Source organism: Pseudomonas sp. KH_040 (assembly GCF_057839305.1).
In genome coordinates this window covers 1,092,828-1,117,745 of record NZ_CM174487.1, presented here as the reverse complement: position 1 = coordinate 1,117,745, position 24,918 = coordinate 1,092,828, and the positions used below count along the sequence as shown (strand labels likewise).

The 24,918-nt window shown below is 58.8% G+C and carries 23 protein-coding genes and 2 pseudogenes; 14 read left to right on the top strand and 11 right to left on the bottom strand.

Annotated features, from left to right (window positions below):
* Nucleotides 1-329 precede the first annotated feature (329 nt).
* The 5 genes and pseudogenes from AC3IUF_RS04850 (at nt 330) to AC3IUF_RS04830 (ending at nt 4,008) form a co-directional block, all read left to right on the top strand.
* A complete protein-coding gene (locus tag AC3IUF_RS04850; protein ID WP_489280522.1) occupies nt 330-704 on the top strand; it encodes a DUF6124 family protein in 375 nt (124 codons plus the stop codon).
* Nucleotides 705-1,043: 339 nt separating this feature from the next.
* Entirely contained in the window at nt 1,044-1,508 is a 465-nt protein-coding gene (locus tag AC3IUF_RS04845; protein ID WP_489280521.1) for a hypothetical protein, read from the top strand.
* 60 nt (nt 1,509-1,568) lie between these two features.
* A pseudogene (locus AC3IUF_RS04840) lies at nt 1,569-1,808 on the top strand (DUF6124 family protein); the annotation flags it as partial.
* A gap of 568 nt (nt 1,809-2,376) precedes the next feature.
* On the top strand, nt 2,377-3,351 hold the full coding sequence (locus tag AC3IUF_RS04835) for a 2-hydroxyacid dehydrogenase (protein WP_489280519.1): 975 nt from the start codon (nt 2,377-2,379) through the stop codon (nt 3,349-3,351).
* 147 nt (nt 3,352-3,498) lie between these two features.
* A complete protein-coding gene (locus AC3IUF_RS04830; RefSeq protein WP_122598000.1) occupies nt 3,499-4,008 on the top strand; it encodes a DUF2165 family protein in 510 nt (169 codons plus the stop codon).
* Between the two features lie 19 nt (nt 4,009-4,027).
* On the opposite strand, the gene AC3IUF_RS04825 is transcribed toward AC3IUF_RS04830, so the two are convergent.
* On the bottom strand, nt 4,028-4,930 hold the full coding sequence (locus AC3IUF_RS04825) for a DMT family transporter (protein ID WP_007914130.1): 903 nt from the start codon (nt 4,928-4,930) through the stop codon (nt 4,028-4,030).
* 138 nt (nt 4,931-5,068) lie between these two features.
* Here AC3IUF_RS04825 and AC3IUF_RS04820 point away from each other — a divergent pair, with 138 nt between their 5' ends.
* Nucleotides 5,069-5,944 carry a helix-turn-helix domain-containing protein gene (locus tag AC3IUF_RS04820; protein ID WP_489280518.1) on the top strand — a complete coding sequence of 292 codons (876 nt, stop codon included), beginning with the start codon at nt 5,069-5,071 and terminating at the stop codon, nt 5,942-5,944.
* Between the two features lie 215 nt (nt 5,945-6,159).
* Here the strand turns inward: AC3IUF_RS04820 and AC3IUF_RS04815 are convergent, their stop codons facing one another.
* The 6 genes from AC3IUF_RS04815 to AC3IUF_RS04790 form a co-directional block, all read right to left on the bottom strand.
* Nucleotides 6,160-8,589: a TonB-dependent siderophore receptor gene (locus AC3IUF_RS04815; RefSeq protein ID WP_489280517.1), complete on the bottom strand. Its 2,430-nt coding sequence runs from the start codon at nt 8,587-8,589 to the stop codon at nt 6,160-6,162.
* 199 nt (nt 8,590-8,788) lie between these two features.
* Complete coding sequence (locus AC3IUF_RS04810; RefSeq protein ID WP_489280515.1) at nt 8,789-9,778, bottom strand: FecR family protein; 990 nt, start codon at nt 9,776-9,778, stop codon at nt 8,789-8,791.
* Nucleotides 9,775-10,341, bottom strand: coding sequence for an RNA polymerase sigma factor (locus AC3IUF_RS04805; protein ID WP_463542416.1), 567 nt, complete (start codon nt 10,339-10,341; stop codon nt 9,775-9,777). Before AC3IUF_RS04805 ends, AC3IUF_RS04810 begins: the two co-directional genes overlap by 4 nt.
* Before the next feature lies 1 nt (nt 10,342).
* Nucleotides 10,343-10,669 (bottom strand): DUF3325 domain-containing protein, encoded by a 327-nt coding sequence (locus AC3IUF_RS04800; protein WP_007914161.1) that lies wholly within the window; start codon nt 10,667-10,669, stop codon nt 10,343-10,345.
* Nucleotides 10,669-12,255 (bottom strand): PepSY-associated TM helix domain-containing protein, encoded by a 1,587-nt coding sequence (locus AC3IUF_RS04795; protein WP_489280513.1) that lies wholly within the window; start codon nt 12,253-12,255, stop codon nt 10,669-10,671. Before AC3IUF_RS04795 ends, AC3IUF_RS04800 begins: the two co-directional genes overlap by 1 nt.
* Nucleotides 12,252-12,557: a DUF3649 domain-containing protein gene (locus AC3IUF_RS04790; RefSeq protein WP_095112645.1), complete on the bottom strand. Its 306-nt coding sequence runs from the start codon at nt 12,555-12,557 to the stop codon at nt 12,252-12,254. Before AC3IUF_RS04790 ends, AC3IUF_RS04795 begins: the two co-directional genes overlap by 4 nt.
* A gap of 190 nt (nt 12,558-12,747) precedes the next feature.
* On the opposite strand from AC3IUF_RS04790, the gene AC3IUF_RS04785 reads away from it, so the two are divergent.
* From AC3IUF_RS04785 to AC3IUF_RS04770, 4 genes are all read left to right on the top strand, one after another.
* Entirely contained in the window at nt 12,748-13,236 is a 489-nt protein-coding gene (locus AC3IUF_RS04785) for a sigma-70 family RNA polymerase sigma factor (RefSeq protein ID WP_007914173.1), read from the top strand.
* Nucleotides 13,233-14,165, top strand: a complete 933-nt coding sequence (locus tag AC3IUF_RS04780) for a DUF4880 domain-containing protein (RefSeq protein ID WP_123375730.1) — start codon at nt 13,233-13,235, stop codon at nt 14,163-14,165. Before AC3IUF_RS04785 ends, AC3IUF_RS04780 begins: the two co-directional genes overlap by 4 nt.
* A 143-nt stretch (nt 14,166-14,308) precedes the next feature.
* Nucleotides 14,309-16,642, top strand: coding sequence for a TonB-dependent Fe(3+) dicitrate receptor FecA (gene fecA, locus AC3IUF_RS04775; RefSeq protein WP_489280511.1), 2,334 nt, complete (start codon nt 14,309-14,311; stop codon nt 16,640-16,642).
* Between the two features lie 289 nt (nt 16,643-16,931).
* On the top strand, nt 16,932-17,300 hold the full coding sequence (locus AC3IUF_RS04770; RefSeq protein WP_414894704.1) for an endonuclease domain-containing protein: 369 nt from the start codon (nt 16,932-16,934) through the stop codon (nt 17,298-17,300).
* Between the two features lie 241 nt (nt 17,301-17,541).
* On the opposite strand, the gene AC3IUF_RS04765 is transcribed toward AC3IUF_RS04770, so the two are convergent.
* Nucleotides 17,542-17,949 carry an HPF/RaiA family ribosome-associated protein gene (locus AC3IUF_RS04765; protein ID WP_007914181.1) on the bottom strand — a complete coding sequence of 136 codons (408 nt, stop codon included), beginning with the start codon at nt 17,947-17,949 and terminating at the stop codon, nt 17,542-17,544.
* Between the two features lie 200 nt (nt 17,950-18,149).
* The gene (locus AC3IUF_RS04760) at nt 18,150-19,097 is read right to left on the bottom strand and encodes a LysR substrate-binding domain-containing protein (RefSeq protein WP_007914183.1); all 948 of its coding nucleotides are present in this window, start codon (nt 19,095-19,097) and stop codon (nt 18,150-18,152) included.
* 135 nt (nt 19,098-19,232) lie between these two features.
* Between AC3IUF_RS04760 and AC3IUF_RS04755 the strand changes: the two genes are divergently transcribed.
* From AC3IUF_RS04755 to AC3IUF_RS04745, 3 genes are all read left to right on the top strand, one after another.
* Nucleotides 19,233-20,609 (top strand): L-serine ammonia-lyase, encoded by a 1,377-nt coding sequence (locus AC3IUF_RS04755; protein ID WP_489280509.1) that lies wholly within the window; start codon nt 19,233-19,235, stop codon nt 20,607-20,609.
* 86 nt (nt 20,610-20,695) lie between these two features.
* Entirely contained in the window at nt 20,696-21,997 is a 1,302-nt protein-coding gene (locus tag AC3IUF_RS04750) for a serine/threonine transporter (RefSeq protein ID WP_489280507.1), read from the top strand.
* A gap of 304 nt (nt 21,998-22,301) precedes the next feature.
* On the top strand, nt 22,302-22,619 hold the full coding sequence (locus tag AC3IUF_RS04745; protein WP_007914191.1) for a DUF3509 domain-containing protein: 318 nt from the start codon (nt 22,302-22,304) through the stop codon (nt 22,617-22,619).
* Here AC3IUF_RS04745 and AC3IUF_RS04740 read toward each other — a convergent pair.
* On the bottom strand, nt 22,616-23,116 hold the full coding sequence (locus AC3IUF_RS04740) for a phosphate-starvation-inducible protein PsiE (RefSeq protein WP_026000737.1): 501 nt from the start codon (nt 23,114-23,116) through the stop codon (nt 22,616-22,618). The genes AC3IUF_RS04745 and AC3IUF_RS04740 overlap by 4 nt on opposite strands.
* A gap of 327 nt (nt 23,117-23,443) precedes the next feature.
* On the opposite strand from AC3IUF_RS04740, the pseudogene AC3IUF_RS04735 reads away from it, so the two are divergent.
* Nucleotides 23,444-23,698, top strand: a pseudogene (locus AC3IUF_RS04735) (YebG family protein); the annotation flags it as partial.
* Between the two features lie 140 nt (nt 23,699-23,838).
* On the opposite strand, the gene AC3IUF_RS04730 reads toward AC3IUF_RS04735, so the two are convergent.
* Nucleotides 23,839-24,858 (bottom strand): Leu/Phe/Val dehydrogenase, encoded by a 1,020-nt coding sequence (locus AC3IUF_RS04730; protein ID WP_414916159.1) that lies wholly within the window; start codon nt 24,856-24,858, stop codon nt 23,839-23,841.
* Nucleotides 24,859-24,918: the final 60 nt, after the last annotated feature.

The following is a 24,918-nucleotide window of genomic DNA, read 5'->3' as shown; positions in this document are numbered from 1 at the left end:
GCCTACGGCCGAGCCTACAGAAACGGCAATTTCGCGGATGTTTCCGACAGGTTTTGACGGTTGTCCGTCGGAAGTGCCGTGGCTAGGATTTGGGTGTCGCTGACGCATCAGCGACCGGGTCTGGAAAACCCGATTTCAACTACCAAAGCTCATGGCATACTGCGGCGCTTTTTAGCTCGCAATGTTATGGCGGCTGTGCGCGGGAGGCCCTTGGGCCTGCCGGTTTTGGTGAGTTGACCGGTTTTTCCAGTCCGCGCGCAGCTGCCACCCTTTCGCCTGGAAAACGAAAAGTGGCAGCTTCAACTCAACTTGCCACGAGTATGTTTCCTATGTTCAAACCAACGCCTAATCCACCCGAAACCGACGACACCACCCCCTACGAATTCCCCGGCTCAAAGAAATTCCACGAAGCCGCCGACCGCGCCCTCGACCACTACCTCAAACCCAACGCCCTCACCCTGCGCTTCCACAAACCCAGCACCATGTTCCAGGTCGCCCCCGAACAGGACAGTGAAAGCCTGCTGGTCCACGCGTGCGAATCATTGGCCCAGGCCAGCCTGATGACCAGCGACATCGCCGCGTACATCGACTTGCCGCAACGACGGACGATTCTGGCGATTCAGCAGATCATCATGCTCGCCGAACTGGCGGTGAACCGCGTGCTGGATAATCACGAAATCCCCCATTCCCCGACACACAACTAAAAGCCCCTCACCCTAGCCCTCTCCCAAAGGGAGAGGGGACTGACCGAGGTGTTTGGGCGAGTTACACCGACGTGAAATACCGAGTCGAATTCAAACTCTGAAAGGCTCAGAAATCGGCTCCCTCTCCCTTGAATGATGCCGGATGACGGCCTGACGCAATTAAGCATTGTCCAATGGCCGCAAACCTGAAGTGGGCAATCAAGTTCCACAAATCATCTTCCGATTAATTTTTAATAGCCAATCGATATAGGAGACCTGTCAGATCTGACAGTGCCCATTTTATCGCTTTAGCCGAACAATGGATGTCGTCACACCAACCTAACCTTGAAGGAGCAAGACATGTCGATTAAAGATCTGGAACTCGACAAACTTAAGAAATCAGGTGAAGGCACTGTAATTGCCAAACTAAACAAAGACTATATCACCGACAAGTTCGAAGGAAAACCCGACCATTTTATTACCGATAACAAGATAGTCGCGCTAAAAGCAACTTACCAAAAATCCTCTACCACCTCATTCACTATCAACCTCACTTTTGACGCAAATATTAAGCTTGGGAGGAATGAATTCAGCACGGAGCACTTTCCCTCTCCGTTCAGATTTTCATATACGTCAGGCTCACATACAAAAGGCTATACAAGCGTTAAAAATGCAGGGTTCATTGTTGTAGAAGAGTTCAACATTGCCAAAGGCATTTTCAAGGCAGCCTTCAACTTCAGTTTTGTAGATTTCGACACAAATGAGCTGCATCAAGTTCATGATGGTCAGATTGATGTCAAAGGCCTTGAAACTATCGAGGTGTAAAGGTAGATCGCAAAGTCTGACCCAAGGCAGACACAAGCAGGTATCAGCCAATGTTGATACCGCTTCCCCAAAGCCACCGTGTTTCAGATCTCCCCCGAACAGTACAGCGAAAGCCTGCTGGTCCACGCCTGCGAATCACTGGCACAAGCCAGCCTGATGACCAGCGACATCGCCGCCTACATCGACCTGCCGCAACGACGGACGATCCTGGCGATTCAGCAGATCATCATGCTCGCCGAACTGGCGGTGAATCGCGTGCTGGATAACCACGAAATCCCGAAATCCCCGGCACACAACTAAGAGCCCCTCACCCTAACCCTCTCCCAAAGGGAGAGGGGACTGACCGAGGTGTTTGGGCGAGTTACACCGACGTGAAATACCGAGTCGAACTCAAATTTTGAAATGCCCACAAATCCAAAGCCGACCACGCCCCGCTCTTCATCACTCAATAGGCCGAGTGTCAACTCGCCTGCTCTTGATCTTGCTCTTGATCCACGGGCGACGTCGGAAGGCTGAGTGGAGGGATTGATCCGGGCGTGGGAGCGCAGCGACCGTTTGGCGAAGCCAAACACAGCGAGAGGAGGTGCAGCGAAGCAAACCGTAGGCGCTGCGCCCGGATCGATCCCGGAGCGAAGGAACCCCGAGCCCCAGCGAGCGGGCCGCACGTAGGAGCAAGCCTTTTCGGTTACCTTTTCGGCGTTTGGAAAAGGTGACCCGCCGTCAGGGCGGAACCCAAAGCCGCCGTTACCGCAGCAACGGATATTCACCAAGCACACCCACAACATGGTCGGCCCAGAGGCCGCCAAGACAACCCCGAGCCAGAAATGTTAGCGTGCTTGGTATCAAGCCCGAACAAGAGCCAACAACGATGAAAAAGACTGTCCTGGCCTTCAGCCGCATCACCCCACCCATGATCGAACACCTGCAACAGGAGTTCGACGTCATCGTCCCAAATCCAAAGAACGGCGACATCAACGCCCAATTCAACGAAGCCCTGCCCCACGCCCACGGCCTCATCGGCGTCGGCCGCAAACTCGGCCAGGCGCAACTCGAAACCGCCACAAAACTGGAAGTGGTCTCAAGCGTCTCCGTCGGCTACGACAACTACGACCTCGACTACTTCAACCAACGCGGGATCATGCTCACCAACACCCCCGACGTGCTCACCGAAAGCACCGCCGACCTCGCCTTCGCCCTGATCATGAGCAGCGCCCGCCGCGTCGCCGAACTCGACGCCTGGACCAAGGCCGGCCAGTGGCAAGCCAGCGTCGGCGCCCCACTGTTCGGCTGTGACGTCCACGGTAAAACCCTCGGCATTGTCGGCATGGGCAACATCGGCGCCGCCGTCGCCCGCCGTGGCCGCTTCGGTTTCAACATGCCGATTATCTACAGCGGCAACAGCCGAAAGACCGAACTGGAACAGGAACTCGGCGCGCAATTTCGCAGCCTCGATCAACTCCTCGCCGAAGCCGATTTCGTCTGCCTGGTGGTGCCGCTCAGCGACAAGACCCGCCACCTGATCAGCCATCGCGAACTGGCGCTGATGAAACCCGACGCCATCCTGGTGAACATCTCACGTGGCCCGGTCGTCGATGAACCAGCGTTGATCGAAGCCCTGCAAAACAAGCGCATTCGTGGCGCCGGCCTCGACGTCTACGAAAAAGAACCGCTGGCCGAATCACCGCTGTTCCAATTGAGTAACGCCGTGACCCTGCCGCACATCGGCTCGGCGACGAATGAAACCCGCGAAGCCATGGCCAATCGTGCGCTGGCCAATCTGCGTAGTGCCCTGCTCGGCGAACGCCCGCAGGATCTGGTCAACCCGCAAGTCTGGCGCGGATAAAAAAATACGGGCAAGTGCGTTATCGCACTTGCCCGTTAGTTACGCGTTACACAACTTGAAATTGAACAAAAAAGCCAATCAAACAACAGCATTATAAGCTCTGCCTGCCTGTCGAATAATCGACAAACGCTATGGAGAGCCAATACCTTGAACACCCTGACAACCGACAAACTCATTCGTTACAGCAAAGTCATATTAATGGCTTACATCAGCTTCTTTGGCGTGCTGGTGATGATCCACAACTTTACCGACTACAATTCAAACTACACCTACGTGGCGCATATCCTGAGTATGGACACCACCACGGCCAGTGAAACCATCAAGTACCGAGCCATTGAATCACCGATGATCCATCACCGGATCTACTGGTTCATCATCACGCTGGAAGTCACGTATACCGTGCTGTGCCTGATAGGCACGTATCAGCTATATCGCCACATAAATGCGTCCGCAGAAGTATTCCACGAGGCAAAAAAGTTCTCGATCATGGGCATACTGGCGGCAATCTTCATTTATTACGTCTGTTTGCAAACCGTGGGTGTGGAATGGTTCGACATGGACACTTCGCAATCATGGAATGCCAAGGACTGGGCGCGACATATCGTTGATTTCATCTTCCCGGTAATGATTTACATCACCTTGAAAGTAGAGCGCTGAAGTTCAGCGCTCGTTTATTTCAAGCCAACTTTCCCTGTACTGGCGCCACGACCACCTTGGGTTTGCGGAACACCAACACATTGCCCAGCATCACTAACACCAGACCGACCAGCGCCGGCGCTGTCCACTGATAACCTTCAGCAAAAGCCGAGACGTTCAGCGCCACGACCGGAAACAGCACGGTGCAGTAAGCCGCACGCTCCGGACCCATGCGCCCGACCAGCGTGAGATACGCGGTGAAGCCGATGACCGAACCGGGAATCACCAGATAGAGCAGCGCACCGACGTAACGCGGACTCCAATCCATATCGAACGGAATACCTTTGACCAGACACCACACCGACAGCATCGCCGCGCCGTAGGCCATACCCCAGGCATTGGTGGTCAGCGGTTTGAGGCCGGCCTTCTGCTGCAGGCTCGAGAGCATGTTGCCAGCCGAAAAACACAACGTGCCGCACAACGCCAGGCCGAGACCGAGCAAGGTTTGCGGACTAGCCTGATGCCCCGCCAGTTCCGGCCAGAACAGCATGCCCAGGCCAAACAGGCCCAACGCACCGCCCATCAGCACATTGCGCGCAATGCGCTGGCCGAAGAACACCCGCGCATTCAGCGCGTTCCACAACGTTGCGGTCGAAAATACTACCGCGACCAGACCACTGGGAATCCACTGACTGGCGGTCAGGAAGCACATGAAGTTGACGCAGAACAGACACAAGCCCTGAGCCACGCAGATCAGATGCCCGCGACGGTTCATCGGTTGCAGGCGACGGCTGAGCAGCAACAGCGCAAACAGCACCAGCGCGGCGAGGCCGAAGCGATAGACGATCGACACCGGAATCGCCACCACGCCCAGTTGCCATTTCAAGGCAATCCAGGTGGTGCCCCAGATCAGCACGGTCAACAAATACAACGACAGGTTCATGGCGACACTCCTCGATAGGCCTTGAGTGTCTGCCCGAGCCCGGTTTGCGCGCTTGCAGAATCTTGCGCTTTTGTCTGGCGGCAGGCTGGCAGCAAGACGTCTACGGAGTAGGATGCAAGGCGTTGAAGAGAACCGATCATGGCCGCCATCGATACCCTGCAAGTCTTTCAAGCGCTAAACAGCTCGCCGAACGCACGTCTTGTGCACAGCGCCGAGCTCGGCGACGGCTTGTCTGCCGCTTTGTGGACCAACCACCACGATGCGCAGGATTATGAAGCGCCGAGCCATCACACCCTGTCCTGCTACATCGCCGGTGGCACCGGTACCTTTCGTCGCGATCAACCCGGTCAGAAAGGCGGGCCGGACAAGCTGTGCATCCTCCCGGCCGATCACGAGTCAGGCTGGGTGATCAACGGTGATATCCGCTTGGCGCATCTGTATTTCAGCGCCGAACAATTTGCCCTCGGTTGCGTCACGTTGCTCGATCGCGAACCACGTGAGATGCAATTGCGCGAGCAGACGTTTCTCGAAGATCCACAACAGGCCCAGCGCTTCCGGCAGTTGCTGACGCTGAATTGGGACGAACCTGCCGAACGCTTGCTGACCAGCAGCCTCGCCCATGAATTGATCAACCATACCTTGCTCAGTCAGGTCGGCGCACGTCAGGGTCTGCGTTTGAAGGGCGGATTGGCGCCGCACCAGCGTCGGCAACTGGTGGATCTTATCGACACTCAGTTGGCCGAGCCGATCAGCCTGGGTCAATTGGCCGGATTGTGTGCGCTTTCGGAATACCATTTTGCGCGGATGTTTCGCACGAGTTTCGGCCTGCCGCCGCACCAATACGTGCTGGCGCGACGCTTGAGCCGGGCGCGGGAGTTGTTGCGCGGGACCGCGTTGCCGTTGGGTGAGATTGCACTGGCGTGCGGGTTTGCCAGTGCCAGTCATTTCACTAATCGGTTCAAGCAGGTTTTGGGCGGGACGCCGGGGGAGTATCGGCAGGCGTTTTTGCGTTGAGCCCTTTTCCCCTCACCCCAGCCCTCCCGAAACGTCGGACCGCCCGTAGGGAGAGGGGGCCGATTGGGGGATGCTCAAGCTTTACACCGACCTGAAAGTGCTCTTCTGAATCCATAATCGAATCGATATCTCAAGTCGATGTATCGCGCAAGACACCTCGGTCAGTCCCCTCTCCCTCGGGGAGAGGGTTAGGGTGAGGGGCTTCTGATCTTGCCTTAAAACTCCAAAGTGCTGGACAGCGAAACCTGCCGCGCATCCCCCATCGACACAAAGAACCGGCTCGCCGCCGAGGTGTAATACGTGCGATCAAACAGGTTCTTCACATTCAGCTGAAACTTGACCTTCTGCCCCTCAACCCTGGTGTCGTACGTGGCAAACGCATCGGCCACGGTATAACTCGGCAGATCAAAATCATTCACCGCGTTACCCGCACGTTCCCCGACATAACGCGCCCCGGCACCGACGCGCAACTGGTCGCCACCGATCACGCTGCCGAAGTCATACACCGCCGACAACGAACCAGAATTCTTCGCCACGTTTTGCAGGCGCTTGCCTTTGTAGTCCGGGTCTTCGGTGACTTCGGCATCGGTGTAGGCGTAGCTGCCGATCATGCTCCAGTGATCACTCAACTGCCCGGTCAAATCCATTTCCAGACCCCGCGAACGCACCTCGCCGGCCGCGCTGTAGATCGTCGTCGGGCCTTCAGAGTTGGCCACCAGCACATTACGTTTTTTGATGTCGAACAACGCAATGTTGCCAGTGACGCGTCCCGGCATATCCAGGCGTGCGCCCAGCTCCCATGACTTGGCTTCTTCCGGCGCGATGCTGCCGTCGAGCACGGTGTTGCTGCCGCTCAGCGGGGCGATGGTCGAGTTGGGCTTGAACGATTCGGTGTAGCTGCCGTAGAACGACAAGGCGTCGGTGTAGCGATACACCAGACCTGCGCGCGGGACGAACTTCTGGCCGTTGCTGTCGGTGTTGGCCTTGAACGGCACGCCTTTGCCGGCGTACTGGTCGTATTCCTGGAAACGCCCGCCGGCGACCAGAATCCACTGGTCGTTGAGGTGAATGGAGTCCTGCATGAACACCGAATCACTGCGCAGTTCATCGGTCTGCGCGCTGTCGGGGGCGCTGACGGTTGTACCGGCGACTTCGCGGCCATACACCGGATTGAGGTAACTGAAGGTGGTCAGGCTTTTCTGCCGGATCAAGTCCTCGCGGTAGATCTTGCGGTACTCGTCATCAACGCCGAACACCAGATCATGCTGCATGCCCAGCACTTCGACCTTGCCTTCAAGACTGGCGGTGGTGAAACGGTCAGTGCTGATCGCGTTCTGTGTGCCGTCCATGCTGCGGGTCAGCGTGCCCTTGTTGGTGTCGATGGCCGTCACGCGGACTTGGCTGGCGTCGTAGGTTTCGCGGTTCCAGCTGTAGCCGAAGTGCGCTTTCCAGTCGTCGTTGAGCTCGTGATCAGCTTCAAAGTGATACAGGTCCGAGCGGCCTTCCATGTTGTTGAACGGCTCGTCCAGACGCTCCTTGCGCGAGATATCCAGCGGGTGATTGGTGCGTGGATCGATCAGCGTGCCACGGTCGAACGGCGTGAGAAATTCGCGGTGCTCGTAGGCGAACAACAGCTTGGTGCTCTCGCCGAACCAGGCCAGCGACGGCGCGATCAGGGTTTCACGGTGGGTGCCGAAGTTGCGCCAGTAATCTTCGTCTTCGTGATCGAGCACCATGCGGTAGGCCAGCCCGGAATCACCCAGCGGGCCGGTGCTGTCGAGGCTGCCGCCGCTGCCATTCTTGCCCTCGCCGTAAGTCGAGCCACGCAAGGTCAGCGCATTGTATTGGGTGAGTTCCGGCTTCTTGCTGACCATGTTGACCACGCCACCCGGGTCTTGAATGCCGTAGAGCAACGAGGCCGGGCCTTTGAGCACTTCGACGCGATCCACCGTGGCGTTCATGCCACGCCCCTGCACGATCGGCATGCCGTCGCGCATGATCGAGCCGTTACGGTTGTCACCGAAACCGCGGGTCATCACCGAATCCTGAGTGCTGCCCAAGGTGTTGCCCTGGGTGATGCCGCTGACATTGGCCAGCGCGTCATCCAGATTGCGCGGCGCCTGATCACGGATGACTTGCGCCGGGATAACGTTGACGGTCTGCGGGATTTCCTGCAACGACGCCGAAGAGCGCATCACCGAACTGGTTTCCGGCGGCTGGTAGCTCATCGACTCGTCGCGCATCGAAGTGATGGTCGTGGCACCAAGGTTCAGCGCGCCTTCGGTGGGTTTCGGCTCCAGCGCCAGCGTGTGGCTGTCGGTGCGGCGGAAGTTGAGGCCAGAGCCACTGAGCAGTCGTTGCAGCGCTTGCTCGGCACTCATCTGGCCATTGACTGCTGGCGCCGTGAGGCCGTACGGCGCTTCGTCGGTGTAGACCACGCTCTGCCCGGTGACGCGGCTGAAGTCGCTCAAGGCTTGCGGCAGCGGCTTGGCGGCCAGGGAAAAACTGAACTGCTTTTGCGCCTGGCTGCTGGTAGTTTCAGCGGCCAGAGACACGCTTATCGGCAGCAATGCCAATGCCGAAAAACTCAATGCCGACACGCCCAACCACTGTTTGACCGAACCCGATTTTGCCCTGGACTTCATGACTCAATGACCTGTGTAGAACCGCAACGGATGCGAATGAATCGCAGTTTCAGTCACTACACGGATGGGGCTCGGGTTTACCTCACCACAAATCCGAAAATATTTTTGCAGATCAAAAGATCGCAGCCTTCGGCAGCTCCTACAGGAGATCGCATTCCAATGTAGGAGCTGCCGAAGGCTGCGATCTTTTGACTTTGCCTCAACGCAAAATAATCAGATGCCCCAACACCTGATGCTGCTCAAACCCCAACACCCCTTGCAGTGAACTGAGCACCGCCTGCGGATCCTTGCTCGGAAAACTGCCACTGACCTTGCGCGCCGCCAGCTCTTCGTTGAGCAACACAATCCGTCCCGGGTAATAACGCCGCAGATCCTCGACCACATCGGCCAGCGTCGACTTGTAATACGTCAGCCAGCCCTGACGCCAGGCCAGTTGCGCTTCGCTGTCCACGGCATGAAGGTTTTGCGCCGTGCCTTCAGCGTAAGCAACTTGCTGGCCGGCGGTGAGAATCTGTTGTTCGCCATCGCGATCCGCCGTCACACCAACGCGCCCGGACAACACCGTGACCTGCGCGCCATGCGGTTGCAGTCGCACTTCGAATTGCGTGCCGAGCACCCGCGCCTGACCTTTCTCGGCCTCGACCATAAAGGGCTCGCCGGTGTGCGTAACCGTGAAAAACCCGGCACCGCGACGTAACTGGACATGCCGCTCGCCACGGCTGAAATCCACGGCAATCGCACTGTCAGCATCCAGCGTTACTTGCGATTGATCAGCCAAGGTCACGGTGCGAATTTCCCCCGGCGCTGAAACGTAATCCGCGCCCAGATCATCGATCCAGCGCTGCGGCTGCCAGCCGGTGCCGAGGCTGACCATCAACAACAGACACGCCGCCATCGCCAGCGCCCCCGACCATCGCAACAGCGCTGGACGACGCGGGCGATCCATCGCATCGAGGTAGCCCTGCAACGCCGAGGCTTCTTCATCGGCCAGCGTTCGCGCCGGGCCTTCGCTCAATTCCCAGAGCACTTGCGCCTGCGCATACGCTTCGGCATGCGCCGGATCAGCGCGCAGCCATTGGCTGAAGGTCAGTTGATCGCCGGCACTCGGCCGATCATGCAACAGGCTCAGCCAGGCAAACGCGGCCTGCTCTTGCGCGGGCGTGGGGATGACGGAGTCGGATGGCTTCACGGTGCGTTCCCTGGCAGGCGTGGCGCGGGTTCGCGCAGGCTGGCCTTGCAGGCCTCGAGGGCGCGCATCATATGTTTTTCCACGGCACTTTGGGACAGGCCCATGGCTTTGGCGATGTCCGCGTATTTGCGACCGTGGATGCGATTGAGCAAAAAGATTTGCCGGGTGCGCTCGGGCAAGGCGCGCAACGCCGCTTCGACATGCTTCAGATCATTGCCCGCTTCCAGCGCCGCTTGCGGTTCGCTGCCGTGGCTGTCCGGCGCCTCCGGTTGCCAGCCTTCGTTGACGCGCGTGCGTGTGCCTTCGCTGCGCAGATGATCGATGGCGATGTTGCCGGCGCAGCGCAGCAGATAGGTGCTGAGTTCTTCGACCTGCACCAGCGGTCGCCGCCAGAAACGCAGAAACAGATCTTGGACCAGATCCGCCGCCGTCGCCCGGCAACCGACGCGCCGGTTCACCAGCGCTTCCATTTGCGAACGCTGGGACAGGAACACCTGAAGAAAATGCGCACGCGCCCCACGCGGCTCGTCGTCGCGGGATTCCGGTGGCAGATCGATCAGCACTTCAGCACTGCGCCCATGCGGCGACCGGGCTGGCCAACAGGCTGAACCCGGCCAGCGCCAATGCGAAACGCGGGCGATACGGCAGCAACAATACCAACGCCAGGGCACTGAGCATCAGCACGGCGAACCAGTCGACCAGACCGAAGCTCCAGCCATTGGCCTTCACCGCCGCCCAAAGCGACAAACACAGCAATAACCATCCGCCGACTTTCAGGCCCTGGCGGCGACGCGTGGACGGTTTGTGACCGAGCAATTCATCGTGGTGACGAGGCATCGACAGGCACAACGCGGTGAATCCGGTGTAGGTGAGCAACAAGGGCAAGAGCATCAGTTCGCCCCTTGTTCAAGGGTGATCGGCCGGGCCTGTTCGCGGCGGGGCTTTTTAATGCTGACGGTGTTGCCAGCACGCTGCATTTTCCACGCGGCCCACGCCAGAAACACACCGGTTGCGAGGCAGGTCAGATCAAAACCGGCCAACGCCCAATCGCTCTGCATCAAAGCCACGCCGAGGTTCCAAGGGGTGGTCAGCGCATTGATCAGCGGCACCGCAACAAACAGCGCAGCACCGAAAACAAGCTGCTCAACCCAGGCTTTGCGCCCCGGTCGCAACATCGCGTGCAGCACGCTCAAGCCCCAGGCCATGAAGAACGCGTTCACCTCCCAATCTGCACGTTCGGCAAGGCTCACCGGCAACAGACGATTGGCCAGGAAAAACACCGCCACCGCAGACACCAGCCCGGCCATGCTGGCGATATTCAGCACTTCCACCAGCCGCAACTCGAACGGCATCACACCGCTCTTGGCGTGTTTGAGTTGACGCTTGCCGAACCAGATCACCAGCCCGGTGCCAATCATTGCCGTGCCGGCCAGCCCGCAGATGAAGTACAGCCAGCGCAAGACCGGCCCGGCGAAGTGGCCCATGTGCAAACCATAGAACGCGCCACCCACCGCCATCGCCAGCGGCTGGTCCGGTGTGCTGCCGAGCATCTGCCCGGTCACACCGTTGAAGGTCACGGCGCGGCCGAAATCATGCACCACACGGTCGCCGGCACGGGACAGCACCACCGTCGCATTGGCATCGCCCGGATTGCTCACGGAAAGGCGCGCCGTGTGGCCGCCCGACCATTGCTCGCGGGCCTTGCTCAACAGCGGCGCCATGGCCGCCAACGGCGCAGCGATAGCGGCGCGCTCGGGTGTTTTCGAGGCCGGGAAAACCTCGTCATAAAACGTGCGCACGTCACTGCCGTAAGACGCAACGATGCTCGCCGGCATGACCATCGACATGAAAATCACCAGGCTGCTGTAGGTGATCATCAGGTGAAACGGCAACACCAGCACACCCACCGCGTTATGCCCGTCGAGCCAGGAGCGCGGGCCCTTGCGCGGGCGGAAGGTGAAGAAGTCCTTGAAGATTTTCTTGTGGGTGATGATCCCGGTGATCAGCGCAACGAACATCACCATCGCGGCAATGGTCGCCAGCCAACGGCCCCACGGATAAGGCATTTGCAACTGGAAGTGGAAACGGTAGAAGAACTCGCCGCCCATGCTGTCGCGGCCCTGCACTTCTGCGCCGGTTTGCGCATCAAGGGTTTTCGATTCGAAGCGCCCGCGCTCGCCGGGCTTCGCCGGCGCGGCCTGCCAGCGCACGGTAAGACCGGGATCACGGGCATCTGGCAGATCGATCAGCCAACGTGAGGCGCCAGCCGCGTGTTGCTGCAGATAATCCTGGGCCAGCGCCAGGCTGGTCTCGGCACTCACCGATCGCGCAGGGATTTCCGGCTGCATCCAGTGGCTGATTTCATCTTTGAAATACGCCAGCGTCCCGCTCAGGAAAATCGCGAACAGCAACCAGCCGAACAGCAGCCCGGCCCAGGTGTGCAGCCAGGCCATCGCCTGACGAAAGCCCTCTTTCATGCCAGGCCCAATCCGCGTGCCGCGCCAGAGACAGTTGCCAGAATCACACTCGGTACCAGCAAACCGACCCAGGCCGACCATGCCGTACGACAGGCAAAACACCAGAGCACCGCCACCAGGTAGACCAGAAAGGAAATGGTCATGCCGGTCACCACCGCTTCGGCACGGCTCAGCGGCAGCCACAGTGTCAGGGTGACACTGGCCAGCGCCGCAACGAGATAACCGCCAAACACCGCGGCCAACACCCGTGAGGTGACGGCCAGACGATAGGACATGGGAAGTGTGGCGAGTTTGCCTTTCATGTTTCGACCCTGAAACGAAAAACGTCCGGCCGATCAGCCGAACCTATAGGCGAGCAATATTAATGATAAATATTCTCATACGCAAAAGCATCTGATTGCCGGTTGAGCGCTTCACCCCCTACAATGCGAACAGTTCTTGTTCTCTAACGCACACTCTCTACCGCGTCAAGAAAGCGCCCGGAGTTCACCGTTGTCGTCCGCCCATCCCGTCGAATCGCTCTATCAGGCCCATCACGGCTGGCTCACAGGCTGGTTGCGGCGCAAACTCGGTTGCCCGGACAGCGCGGCAGACCTGGCGCAGGACACGTTCATCAAGGTGCTGACCGCCCGCGAGCCGCCGGTGATCATCGAACCGCGCGCCTTTCTCACAACGTTGGCCAAGCGCGTCCTGTTCAATCATTACCGCCGTCAGGATGTCGAACGCGCTTACCTCGACACCCTGGCGCAGATGCCGGACATGGTCGCGCCGTCGGAAGAAGACAAGGCGATCATCCTGCAAACCCTGATGGAGCTGGATGAGTTGCTCGACGGTTTGCCGCGTCAGGTCAAACGCGCATTTCTACTGGCGCAGGTGGATGGCCTGACTTATCCACAGATTGCCGCCGAACTCGGCATTTCCGTGGCCACGGTCAAACGTCATCTGAACAAAGCGGCAATGCGCTGCTACTTCGCGCTATGAACCGCACACCAGACTTCTCCTCTCAGGTGGCGGAACAGGCCGTGCACTGGCTGATGGAAATGCAGCAAGGCGCGCTCTCCCCGCGCCAGCAACACGCCTGGCAACAATGGCTGGAGGCGCACAGCGAACACCGGCGGGCGTGGGAGCATATTCAACGAGTCAATCAGCGTCTGCGCGGCGTGTCTTCACCACTGGCGCATGCGGCATTGAACGGGGCGAAGTCCGGCAGTCGTCGTCAGGCACTGAAACTGTTGCTGATTCTTGGCGCGGGCTCAGCCGTCACGTGGGGCATGCGCGAGCACAATCCACTGCCGTCGTTCCTCGCCGACTACCGCAGCCCGATCGGGCAACGGCGCAAGGTGGCGCTTGGTGCCGGCGATCAGTTGCAACTCAACACCGCCAGTGCCGCCGATGTCGATGCCTCGGCGCGACTGATACGCTTGCTCGAAGGCGAAATCCTCCTGACGGCCAAGCAATCGTTCGAAGTGCGCACCGCTCAGGGCATTCTTGAAACTCACGGCGCACGTCTCAATGTGCGTCAGTTTGCCGATCACACGCAGGTTGCCTTGTTCGAAGGTCGCGTCGAACTGAGCAGCAATGGACGCGCGCCGATGCTGTTGCCGCTTGCACGGCAACTGAGTTTCACCTCGACCTCCGTCAGCGCAGCCAAACCGTTGGATGCCAACAGCGGCGCTTGGGCCGACGGCATGCTGGTGGCCGCGCATATGCGATTGGGCGACTTCCTTGATGAGCTTGGCCGTTACCGTCGCGGCCAACTCAATTGCGCCAAGAACGTCGCCGATCTGTTGATCTCCGGGACGTATCCACTGGACGACAGCGAGCGGATTCTCGATCTGCTGGAAATCAGTTTGCCGGTAAAGGTGAAGCGCTTTACCCGTTATTGGGTGAGCGTCGAAGCGCGGGTTTAAAGCAGCAGAATCAAAAGATCGTCCGAAGGCTCGGGCCGCGATCGGACGATCCTTTGATCTTGAAAAATAAATGAGCCGTTTTTCAGATCTGGCGTGACAGAGAAGGAAAGCCCCCTTGATTCAACCTTCTCAGGATCATCAACATGCACTCCACCCGCCTCACGCCACTGGCCCGCAGCCTGCGCAATCTCGTCCTCGGCGCCAGTCTGAGTTTCAGCGCCCTGCCCGCCGCAGTGGCTGCCGATGCCAAGGCTTATCACATCGCGCCGTCGTCGCTGGAAAACGCTCTCAACCAGTTTGGTCGTGAAGCAGGCGTGTTGATTTCATTCGGTTCGCAAGTCACCAGCGGTGTGCAAAGTCGAGGTCTGGAGGGCAGCTACACGCCCGAACAAGGTTTGAATGCGCTGCTCGAAGGCACCGGTCTGCAAGCGCGCGCCGAAGGCAACAACGCGTTCAGCCTGCAACCGGTGGTGGATGCCGCGCTGGAACTGGACACTTCGAAAGTCGTCGGCGACTGGCTGGGTGACGCCGCGCAAATCAACGTGTTCGAACATCCCGGTGCTCGCGACGTGATCCGCCGCGAAGAGTTCGAACGTCAGGGTGCAACTCAGGCGCGTGATGTGCTCAACCGTATCCCCGGCGTCAACGCCCCGAAAAACAACGGCACCGGCAGCCACGACATGGCGCTGAACTTCGGCATTCGTGGTTTGAATCCACGCCTGGCCGCGCGCTCGACGGTGTTGATGGACGGCATTCCGGTGCCGTTTGCGCCTTATGGCCAGCCACAACTGTCGTTCGCGCCGATCAGCATGGGCAACATGGATGCCGTGGACGTGGTACGCGGCGGTGGCGCCGTGCGTTACGGCCCGCAGAACGTCGGTGGCGTGGTCAACTTCGTGACCCGGGCGATTCCCGATGAGCCAACGGTCAAGGGCGGTTTCCAGACGGAAACCAGCCCATCTTCGAGCCATGACGGTTTCAAGACCAGCGCCAACCTGCTGGCCGGCGGCACTAACGCCAATGGCCTCGGTGGCGCGTTGCTCTACTCCGGCACCCGTGGTGGTGACTGGCGCGAACACAGCGACACCGAGATCGACGACCTGATCCTCAAGGGCAAATACCAGCTCGACGAGGCCAACAGCTTCAACGCCATGGCGCAATATTACGAAGGGAAAGCCGACATGCCCGGCGGTCTGAACGTCGCTGATTACGACGCCGATCCGTATCAATCGACGCGTCCGAAAGACCAGTTCTGGGGCCGGCGCACGATGTTCAACTTCGGCTATCGCTATCAGGAAGATCGCCGCGAATTCACCGCCAACACCTTTTTCACCAAGACCTTGCGCAGCGGCTATCTGGATCAGGGCACATTCCTTTCGCTGTCGCCGCGAGAGTATTGGGTTCGCGGCCTGGAAACCCGTTTCGCCCAAGGCTTCGACCTCGGCCCGACCAGCCATGAAGTCGGCGTCGGCTACCGTTATATCAACGAGGCCGGCCACGAATTGCGCTATCGCACGCCGATCAGCAGCAACGAATACCCGACCACCAGCAGCCGCAACGACCGCGATACCCGTGGCGGCACCGAAGCCAATGCGTTTTTCGTCGACGACCGCATCGACATCGGCAAATGGACGATCACCCCTGGCGTACGTTACGAGATGATCGAATCGCAGCAGACCAACAACCTGACCAACGTCAAATACAAGGGCGACTACAACACCGCGCTGCCGGCGCTGAACGTGCTCTATCACCTGACCGACAGCTGGAACCTCTACGCCAACACCGAAGGCTCGTTCGGCAGTGTGCAATACAGCCAGATGCCCAACCGTGTAACCAGCGGCGAAGTGAAACCGGAAAAGGCGCGCACCTGGGAAGTCGGCACGCGCTATGACAACGGTGCGTTACGCGCGGAGATCGGCGCGTTCCTGATCAACTTCGATAACCAGTACGAAAGCAACCAGACCAACGACTCGGTAATCGCCCGTGGTGAAACCCGCCATCAGGGTATAGAAACTAGCATCAACTACGCGCTGGATGACTTGAGCCCTGCGCTCGCCGGTTTTGATGTCTATGCCAGCTACGCCTACGTTGACGCGACCATCCGCGAAGACGGACCGAACAAGGGCAACCGCGTACCGTTCTCGTCGAAACACAAGGGCACGATTGGCGTTGGTTACACCGAGGGGCCATGGAAGCTGAATCTGGACAGCAGCTTCCAGAGCGATCAGTTCGCCGACAACGCCAACACTTCGAAGGAAAGTGCCGATGGCAGTACCGGGAAGATCCCGGGTTACATGCTGTTCAGCAGCCGCGCGGGGTATGACTTCGGGCCGCAGTTGTCGGATCTGAATGTGGCGGTGGGGGTGAAGAACATCTTCAACACGCAGTACTTCACGCGGTCGTTTGATGACAACAACAAGGGCAAGTATGTGGGGGAGCCGCGCACGGTTTATGTGCAGACTTCTGTAGCGTTCTGAGGGTTGAAGAGCCCCTCACCCTAACCCTCCCGAAACGTCGGACCGCCCAGAGGGAGAGGGGACTGATTGGGGGGATGCTTGCGAGGTACGCCGACCTGAACGTACTGTGCCGAATCCATAATCGACTCGACCTGAAACCGCTTTGCCGAATCCATAATCGACTCGGTCTGTCAGGTCGATGTACCACGCCAGACACCTCGGTCGGCCCCCTCTCCCTCCGGGAGAGGGCTGGGGTGAGGGTTCTCGGCTACAGTGAAATATCCAACCAACTTCACAAGGATCGTGAAGCATGCAAACTCGCCCCACCCTCGCCCAGTTCGCCCGCCATCTACGTGTTAATCAAACCGACTGCGAACACCTGCTCTGGCAAAAAATCCGCTCTCGCCAAATCGCCAATCTGAAATTTCGTCGGCAGTTTCCGTGCCCGCCTTACGTGCTGGATTTTTACTGTGCCGAGCTGAAATTGGCGATTGAACTGGACGGCGGTCAGCACTATGAAACGCGAGAAGTGATTCATGACCAACGCCGGACACGCTATCTGAATCAAAAGGCTATTGAAGTCGTGCGTTTCAGTAATCTGGAGGTACTTCAGCAGATGGATGAAGTACTGGAGCAGATCATACGAATTGCGGCAGTTCGAAGATTGCCCTCACCCTAACCCTCTCCCAGAGGGAGAGGGGACTGACCGGGAGATGCTCGTAATTTCCGTCGACCTGAAATTGCTTTGCTGAATCCATAATCGACTCGGTATTCCAAGTCGACGTACCTCTTCAGACACCTCGGTAGGCTCCCTCTCCCTCCGGGAGAGGGCTGGGGTGAGGGACTTTTCTGCTTACAAACAAAAAACGGGCCTGCTTTCGCAGGCCCGTTCTCATTGGTTGGCTTATTAAATCAGCGTATCAACTGTTGATCGCTGCCTGTTCATTCTCGTCAAACTCTTCCGCCAACAGCTTGTCGTTGGCCTTGCCGGTGAGTGGCACCACAGCGGCACGTGGCTTACCTCGCAGTTTGCCGAAAAGGTGCTCCAGGGCGTGCTCGAGTTTTTCGGCAGCGCCGTCGATCGCCTGTTCCAGCGAATCGGCCTTGTGGGTCACGGAAATCGGTTGATGGCCTTTTGGCCGCGCTTCCAGTTGGCAGCGCAAGTCATGGGGACCTGGTTTGTCACCGTTCTCGTCGCTCAGGTGGACTTCGACACGGGTCAGGTCTTCTTCATAACGTTCGAGCGTGCTCTCAATGGTTGTACGTACCCACTCCTCCAGTCGTTGACTACTTTGAATATGGTTATCGCTGTTGACTTGGATTTGCATAGTTCATCCCTTATTTCAGCTAGCTCGTGAGAGGCCTTGAGTTGAATTTCCTGACCTCCTGGTTACAACAATCGGCCCGACTGCCGAACATTTCAACCCCTGAAAAAAGATAAATATTCATTCGCAAAAAAAGCCGGACAACCGGGCAAAGCACTGGTAAGGTCGGGAGTTGGGTCGCCTCGCAACCCTGCAAAATTCGCTCACAATTGCCCGTCATTCAACGGGTGCAAACTGCGAAATATCCCCGCCTCCTCGACCAGCCAATCATGCACCGCACGCACGCCCGGATGGCTCAACGCCCCCGGCGCATACAGCAACACGTAACGTTTGTGATTCGGTACCGACAGGCCGAACGGCACAATCAACGTGCCTCGTTCCAACTCATCGTTAAGCAAAGTGCGGCGGGCAATCGCCACGCCCATGCCGGCGATCGCCGCTTCGATGGTCAGGTGATTGCGATTGAAGGTATGCCCGCGCCGTACGTCGGCGCCTTCAAAGCCGATCGCGTTTAAATAAAACTCCCACTCTGCGTATTCATAACTGCCACGCCAGGCAGTGATGTCGTGCAATAACGGAAAATGCACCAGATCCGCCGGCCCATGCAGCGGCGGACGCCCACGCAACAGGCTCGGTGCACACACGGGAAAAATCTGCTCGTCGAGCAAGGCTGTGGATAACAATCCCGGGTAACTGCCGTCGTTCAGATCGATCGCCAGATCAAAGTCACCCTCGTGTAACGGTACGCTGCTGTCCTCGGCGACCAGCCGCAGCTGAATGTCCGGATAGCGCTGCTGCAGGCGTGGCAAGCGCGGTGTCAGCCACTTGCTGAGGAACGACGGAATCGAGCGCACGCGCAAAATTCCGCTGATCATTCCGGCGTCCAGTCGACGCAATTCGGCATCGATGCTGCCGTACGCCTCATTGACGGTAATCGCCAGCCGCTGCCCCTCCGCGCTCAGCTCGACACCGCGCGCACGCCGATGAAACAAACGAAAACCCAGGCGCTCTTCCAACTGACGAATCTGCTGACTGACCGCCCCCGGGGTGATGTGCAGTTCTTCGGCGCAACGGGTGAACGACAGGTGCCGCGCGGCACAGGAAAACACCTGCAGCCAGACATAGGTCTGGGCATGCAATTGACGACTCATCGTTTAGTCCTGCTAAAGGCTTACTTAGGAAGTTTCGTTAGTCACGTAGGACCGAGGTAGGCAGTATCGCCGACATTGCGCTTGTCCTACAAAAAATGGCAGCGATTCCTACTCCATTGCTTGTAAGGGTTTAGCATGGCTATCAGTGTTTTCGATCTATTCAAAGTCGGCATCGGCCCGTCCAGCTCCCACACTGTCGGCCCGATGCGGGCGGCAGCAACCTTCGCTCAGGCGCTGATCGATCAACATCTGTTGAACGATGTACGCCGTGTGGAAATCCGTTTATACGGTTCGCTGTCGGCCACTGGTGTCGGTCACGCCACCGACCGCGCCACGGTGATGGGCCTGATGGGTGAATGGCCAGACAGTATCGATCCGGCGACCATCGATCCCCGCATCCAGCAACTGCGTGAGACAGGCCAACTGTCCCTCGCCGGTCAGAGAGAAATTGCCTTCGACTGGCAGCGCGATCTCCTGATGCTTGACGAGAGCCTGCCCTACCACCCCAACGCCATGTCCCTGACAGCCTTTGGCGAAACGGCCGAACTGTTCGAGCAAACGTACTACTCAGTTGGCGGCGGTTTTATCATCGAAGCGGCCGAAGCCGAGTCCGGCGTAGCCCCGGCCGGTGACGTGGTGTTGCCGTACGATTTCTCCAGCGCCGCCGAACTGCTGGCGCTGTGCAAGCAGCACAACCTGCGCGTCTCTGAACTGATGATGGCCAACGAGCGCGCCTGGCGCAGCGACGCGGAAATCCGCCAAGGCCTGTTGCACATTTGGTCGGTGATGCGTGAATGCGTCGAACAAGGCCTGCGCCACGAGGGGATTCTGCCCGGCGGCCTGAACGTGCCGCGCCGCGCGGCGAAATTGCATCGCAGCCTGCTGGAAATCGGCAAGCCCAACGTGATCAGTTCGACGCTATCGGCAATGGAATGGGTCAACCTGTTCGCCCTCGCCGTCAACGAAGAAAACGCCGCCGGCGGGCGCATGGTCACCGCGCCGACCAATGGTGCAGCGGGGATCATTCCGGCGGTTCTGCACTACTACATGAAATTCAACCCGGACGCGTCTGACGATGATGTCGTCGCTTTCTTCCTGGGCGCGGCCGCCGTCGGCATTCTCTGTAAGAAGAATGCCTCGATCTCCGGCGCCGAAGTGGGCTGCCAGGGTGAAGTCGGTTCGGCTTGCGCGATGGCCGCTGCCGGCCTGGCCGATGTGCTCGGCGCCACCCCGGAGCAACTGGAAAACGCCGCCGAAATCGGCCTGGAACACAACCTCGGCCTGACCTGCGACCCGGTCGGCGGCCTCGTGCAAGTGCCATGCATCGAGCGCAATGCCATCGCTGCCGTGAAAGCGATCAACGCCACGCAAATGGCCCTGCGCGGCGACGGCAAGCACTTCATTTCCCTCGACCGGGTGATCCGCACCATGCGCGACACCGGCGCCGACATGCACGACAAATACAAAGAGACTTCACGGGGCGGCCTTGCCGTGAGCTGGGTGGAATGCTGAGGCGCACTCCCTGACCGCCCCGGCAGACCGCACCCGACGGTCTGCCAACCGTGAGCCCGAGCAAAAATAATAACGAGGCGATACCGATGACCGATGTACGTACACCTGCTGCCGAAAATCCCGCTGTAGATCGCACACGCAATGCAGAAACGGCCCACACGGGCTGGAGCAAATTCGACACCACCTGGATGCTCGGCCTGTACGGCACCGCGATCGGTGCAGGGACTTTGTTTCTGCCGATCAACGCCGGTGTCGGTGGTTTCTGGCCGTTGCTGATTCTCGCCGTGCTGGCTTTCCCGATGACGTTTTTTGCCCACCGTGGCCTGACCCGATTCGTGCTGTCCGGGCGCTCCGGGGATATCACCGAAGTGGTCGAAGAACACTTCGGCATCGGTGCCGGCAAGCTGATCACGCTGCTGTATTTCTTTGCGATCTTCCCGATCCTGCTGGTATACAGCGTGGCGCTGACCAACACCCTGAGCAGCTTTCTCGAACACCAATTGCACATCGCCCCGCCGCCACGGGCGATCCTCTCACTGGTGTTGATCCTCGGTTTGATGGCGATTGTGCGCTGTGGGCAAAGCGTCATCGTCAAAGCCATGAGCGTGCTGGTTTATCCCTTTGTTGCGGCGTTGCTGCTGCTCGCGCTCAGCCTGATCCCGAACTGGAACGGCGCGTTTTTCGCCAGCGCTCAAGAGGCCATGCCGATGTCTGTTTTCTTCAAGACAATGTGGCTGGCGATTCCGGTGATGGTGTTCTCGTTCAACCATTCGCCGATCATCTCCGCGTTCGCGGTTGATCAGAAACAACGCTACGGCGAGCAGGCCGAACGCAAAAGCAGCGGCATCCTCGCCATGGCCCACGGCATGATGGTGGTGACGGTGATGTTCTTCTGCTTCAGTTGTGTGCTGGCGCTGTCGCCGGCGGATCTTGCGGCAGCGAAGGCGCAGAACATTTCGATCCTGTCGTATCTGGCCAACCATTTCCAGACGCCAGTGATCGCTTACGCCGCGCCGCTGATTGCGCTGGTGGCGATCACCAAATCCTTTCTCGGCCACTACATCGGGGCCAGCGAAGGTTTTCAGGGCATGATCGTGAAAAGCCTGCGCAGCCGTGGCCGGGTCATGTCGGCGAGCTGGCTGAACCGCGCGACCGCCGTGTTCATGATCCTCAGCTGCTGGGCCGTGGCGACTTTCAACCCGAGCATCCTCGGCATGATCGAAACCCTCGGCGGGCCGGTGATTGCCTGCCTGTTGTTCCTGATGCCGATGTACGCCATCCGTCGCGTGCCAGCGTTGCGCCAGTATTCGGGCCAGATGTCCAACGTGTTTGTGGTGTTGATCGGTCTGATTGCACTGTCAGCGATCATCTACTCGGTTCTGCCCTGAAAACGCGCCATTAAAAAAGGCGAGCCGCGTGGCTCGCCTTTTTTATGCCCGTGTTCATTGTTCGACAATTTTCCCGGCACAGCCCTTGCTACTCCCCTGTGAGAGCTGTCGCAGGCTGCGATCTTTTGATCTTCATGATCGAAATCAAAACACCGAAGATCAAAAGATCGCAGCCTCGTTTCACTCGACAGCTCCTACATGAAGCAACAAATACAGGCCACGGAATCGCCGATGATCCGGTTGGGCGAACCAACCCGATCACGGCCGGTCAACAACTGCACGTTCAATCAGGCGGTGACGCATCATGGACAATCCTTTTCAGATCATTACCGATGCCTTCGCGCCGGACTATCAGATCAACCTGAGCATTCAGGGCCTGGACGGCAGCATCATGCTGACCCTGTCCAATAGCGGCCGAATCGTGGCCAAGCGCATGATCAGCGCCGAGCAGCGCAACGACCCCGTGCGCCTCAAGCGTCTGGTGCAAAGCATTCAATTCGGCATCGCTATCGAACAGGGCCACAGCGCCATGGCGATCCTCGAAGCCATGACCAGCGGCAGCGGAATAATCCCGCCACCGCCACGTGTCAGCGGCCGGCCAGGGCAAGCGGCCGGGCTTTAAAGCTCACCCTTCTCGACTTCCGGATGCTCGCTGGAACCGGCGCCAAGTTTGCGCTGCGGTTTCTCGATCTTCACCGAAGGAAATTGTGACGAGGCGTAACGCACCACCAGAATCGAGAACGCCAGCAGCAGAATCCCGCCGCACAGGTAGATGATGCCCATGTCCGGCGGGTTGTGGTGCGAGACGTTGGAGATCAGCAAGCGGGTCAGCGCGGTGATCGCCACGTAGATCAGGAAGCGCACCGGCATGTGGTTGGTCTTGAAGTAGATCCCGACCATCGCTCCCAATTCCAGATAGATGAACAGCAGCAGAATGTCATCGATCTTGATGTGGCCTTCCTCGAGCATCCCGAGAAACTCCATCACCGCCGCCCACGCCGTCACCGCACCGATGGCGAACAGCGCCAGATAGTGGAAGGTCTCGACGAAGAGGTTACCCAGGGACTCGGCCAGTTGATGCACGTTTTGCCGCAGTTTCTCGGCCCAGTTGATTTTCACGATGATGTTCCTTAGCTCGAATGCGAGCGGATGATGCGTGTTGGACGTGACGGTTTTCTGCACGTAACGGTTTTCATGCAGAAAAGAGGCCACGCCATCATGGCGAGACGCCGCCAAACCCGCGCCGTGGCGTTTGGTCGCACCGCTGTGCTTTTGTGGGAGCGAGCCTGCTCGCGAATGCAGCGACACGGTCTCCCTGACAAACCCGAAATCCGGTCTACATTGAAAAGCCACTACCCATGGCGCAGGGATTCGCTTATCCTTTTCGCTGTATATGGATACAGTAGTCGTCAAGACAACTTAATGTGAAGGCATGTGAGGTGGTGAATGGCCGTCGAAGTGGTATACCGCAGCAGCCGAGATCTGGAGCGCTTGTTCATGGATAAAGCCGAAGCTGACCGTCATGACAAAATGCTCGAACTGGCCGAATATCTGGCCGATGTGCTGCAAAAAGCCGTTCCGTCGCTGACTGAACAGCAAGTGGAGGAAGCCGGGATATACATGGCGAAGAATCGCGATGTGTTCGCCCGGGCGTTCAAGAGCCAGCCGGATGCACTGTCCGAGCTGCTCAACGCACCGGCCGAGCCGGTCGATAATGCGCAAGCAGCGGAACCCGCTGAAACGCCGGCGAAGCCAGCCAAAGCAGCAAAAGCCGCGAAGTAAGCAACGCCCTAAAAGATCGTCCGAAGGCTCGGGCCGCGATCGGACGATCTTTTGCTTTTTCAGCGATACAAAACTTTTTCCGCCAACTCATCCGCCACCCGCGCCGGCGAACGTTTTTCCGCCTGTGCATGGGCAAATACTTCGGTGAGTCGAGAGCTGATCTTCGACAGATGCGCGGTAATGGTGGTCAGTTCTTCGCCGCGATGCTTGAGCGAGACGTAGATCAAGCCTCCGGCATTGATCACATAGTCCGGCGCATACAGAATCCCGCGCCGTTCCAGTTGATCGGCGACATCCAGGTGCGTCAGTTGGTTGTTTGCCGAACCGGCCACGGCCGAGCAACGCAGTTGCGTGACCGTGTGGCTGTTCAAAACCCCGCCCAGACCGCACGGCGCGAGGATGTCACACGGCGTACTGAGCAACGCGTCGTTAGCGATCGGGTGAGCGTTGAGTTGTTCCATCGCCAGTTGCACTTTGCCATGGTCAATGTCGCTGACCAGCAGTTCTGCCCCGGCGGCGTGGAGTTGCTCGGCCAACGCGTAACCGACATTGCCCAAGCCCTGAATCGCGATGCGCAAACCTTCGAGATTGTCGCTCCCCAGCCGTGCCATGGCGGTCGCCCGAATGCCGGCAAACACGCCCATCGCTGCGTGTGGTGCGGGGTCACCGGCCGACGTGGTGCTGGTGACATGCTGGGTCTGCTGAGCGATGCAGTCCATGTCCGCCACCGAGGTACCGCTGTCGATGGCGGTGATGTAGCGACCATCAAGCTGATTGATGCAACGGCCAAACGCTTCGAACAGTGCACCACGGTTTTCCACGTGCACAGGACGCACGATCACTGCAACGCCACCGCCCTGCGGCAGCCCCGCCAGCGCGGCTTTGTAGCTCATGCCCTGAGCGAGGCGAATGGCATCTTCGACGGCAGATTCGTCATTGGGATAGGCAAGATAACGACATCCACCCAAGGCTGGCCCGAGGCGACTGTTATGGATGGCAATGACCGCCTTCAACCCGGAGACCGGGTCAACGCTAAGGTGCAGCGATTCCAGGCGAGTGCTTTGCATGAGCGCAAACATCGTTGGGCTCCCGAATCACTTCTTGTAGAACGCCAGTATAGGCCTGCGCCTGAAAATTGC